The organism is Bacillus cereus group sp. BfR-BA-01381 (assembly GCF_022663555.1).
Classification (GTDB): domain Bacteria; phylum Bacillota; class Bacilli; order Bacillales; family Bacillaceae_G; genus Bacillus_A; species Bacillus_A pacificus.
The window spans coordinates 1-2,143 of sequence record NZ_JAKUFR010000188.1 but is presented as its reverse complement, the minus strand read 5'-3'; the positions used below and the strand labels follow the sequence as shown (position 1 = coordinate 2,143).

Below are 2,143 nucleotides of genomic sequence, written 5' to 3'. Positions count from 1 at the left end.
CAACTAGTGACAAAAAAGAAGAACCGAAGAAAGAAGAAAAATCAACAAATGGTTCTACAGAATCATCTAACGATTCTTCTTCGCAAGAATAAGAAAGTGAAAAAATCAGTTCTCACTAGGAGAGCTGATTTTTTTATTTCCATATAAAAATACTCAATTTCGAGAAAAAAGTTGCAATAACAAGGAAAAATGACGAGATTCTCGAATATATATTACAAAAGGGAGGGGATACTGTGTCATTTTTGTTTGTTCTGTCGACTGCTATTATTTTATTGTTTGTTTTATTTACTTTATATTATTACATTGCCGGTAAGAAAGAGGTTCCCCACCATCAATTGTTAGAAGAAGAGTTAGAGCGAGAAGAATGACGCCTTATATATAAGGTGTCATTTTTTTTCGCCAAAATAGTCACAGTTAACGTATTTCTCACAAAAAAACGTAATTTTTCTTAACTTAGTCCGCAAAAATAGTGAACATGTAGCATATATCAGTAGTGCGGGCAATACAATGGTATAAACCAAAGCAAAGAGAGTGTTTGAGGTGAGAAATCGTGAATCATTTCATTATAAATCCAAGAATGTTTAACGCTTACAAACAGCACTCACACTTACTTCTAAGTCGTATGCAGCGAGGCTCATTTCACCCTTCTCACATCCAATTTAGGGAGGCGAGTGGTGTGCACGATTACATCAAAGAGAGAACTATCAAGATTGGTAAGTATATCGTGGAGACAAGAAAGACAGTGCGTGTCATTGCAAAGGAATTTGGGGTATCAAAGAGTACAGTCCATAAAGATTTAACGGAACGTCTACCAGAAATTAATCCAGAGCTCGCAAATGAAGTGAAAGAAATTCTTGATTATCATAAGTCTATTCGTCATTTAAGAGGCGGAGAAGCAACAAAACAAAAGTATAGAAAAGAAGATGTAGAAAAGCCGGTACGTCAATAAATATGCGATCGCAAACATTCCGTTTCAATTCGGTAATATTTTTCAGAAGAATTCTTTTTGCGAATATTACGTTTCTGTTAAATTTATGATAAAATCAGAAATTAGGTGTAAAAGAATTCGGGTGTAACCTGATTTTGAATATCGAGGAGGAAAAAACGGGAATGTTTGCGCGAGATATCGGAATTGACCTAGGTACGGCTAACGTATTAATCCATGTTAAAGGTAAGGGTATTGTATTAAATGAGCCATCTGTTGTTGCTATTGATCGTAACACAGGTAAAGTATTAGCAGTAGGTGAAGAAGCAAGAAGTATGGTGGGACGTACGCCTGGTAATATTGTAGCCATTCGTCCACTAAAAGATGGTGTAATCGCAGATTTCGAAATTACAGAAGCAATGTTAAAGTATTTCATTAACAAATTGGACGTAAAGAGCTTCTTTTCAAAACCTCGCATTTTAATTTGTTGTCCAACAAATATCACATCAGTAGAACAAAAAGCAATTCGTGAGGCTGCTGAACGTTCAGGTGGTAAAACAGTATTTTTAGAAGAAGAACCAAAAGTAGCCGCAGTTGGTGCTGGTATGGAAATCTTCCAACCAAGCGGTAACATGGTTGTTGATATTGGTGGAGGTACAACAGATATCGCTGTACTATCTATGGGTGATATTGTTACCTCTTCCTCTATCAAAATGGCTGGCGATAAGTTTGATATGGAGATTTTAAACTACATTAAACGTAAGTATAAGCTATTAATTGGAGAACGTACTTCAGAAGATATTAAAATTAAAGTTGGTACAGTATTCCCAGGTGCACGTAGCGAAGAACTTGAAATTCGCGGACGTGACATGGTAACAGGTTTACCACGTACAATTACAGTATGCTCTGAAGAAATTACAGAAGCATTAAAAGAAAATGCGGCTGTTATTGTACAAGCTGCAAAAGGCGTACTAGAGCGCACACCACCAGAATTATCAGCGGACATCATCGACCGCGGTGTGATTCTAACAGGCGGTGGAGCTTTACTACACGGTATCGACATGCTTCTAGCAGAAGAACTAAAAGTACCAGTATTAATTGCTGAAAACCCAATGCACTGCGTTGCGGTTGGTACAGGTATTATGTTAGAGAATATCGATAGATTACCAAAGCGTGCTTTACGATAAAATGAGAGGAACTAAGGTGTAAACCTTAGTT

The 2,143-nt window shown here is 36.8% G+C and carries 3 protein-coding genes; all 3 read left to right on the top strand.

What is annotated here, in order from left to right; all coding sequences use genetic code 11:
- Window positions 1-233: 233 nt before the first annotated feature.
- The 3 genes from MR079_RS28120 to mreB all read left to right on the top strand — a co-directional run bounded on the left by MR079_RS28120 (window position 234) and on the right by mreB (window position 2,112).
- Window positions 234-368 (top strand): hypothetical protein, encoded by a 135-nt coding sequence (locus tag MR079_RS28120; RefSeq protein WP_000008903.1) that lies wholly within the window; start codon window positions 234-236, stop codon window positions 366-368.
- A gap of 308 nt (window positions 369-676) precedes the next feature.
- Window positions 677-949 carry a sporulation transcriptional regulator SpoIIID gene (gene spoIIID, locus MR079_RS28115; protein ID WP_000544012.1) on the top strand — a complete coding sequence of 91 codons (273 nt, stop codon included), beginning with the start codon at window positions 677-679 and terminating at the stop codon, window positions 947-949.
- Window positions 950-1,110: 161 nt separating this feature from the next.
- The gene (gene mreB / locus MR079_RS28110; RefSeq protein ID WP_000457987.1) at window positions 1,111-2,112 is read left to right on the top strand and encodes a rod shape-determining protein; all 1,002 of its coding nucleotides are present in this window, start codon (window positions 1,111-1,113) and stop codon (window positions 2,110-2,112) included.
- The last annotated feature ends 31 nt before the right edge of the window (window positions 2,113-2,143 follow it).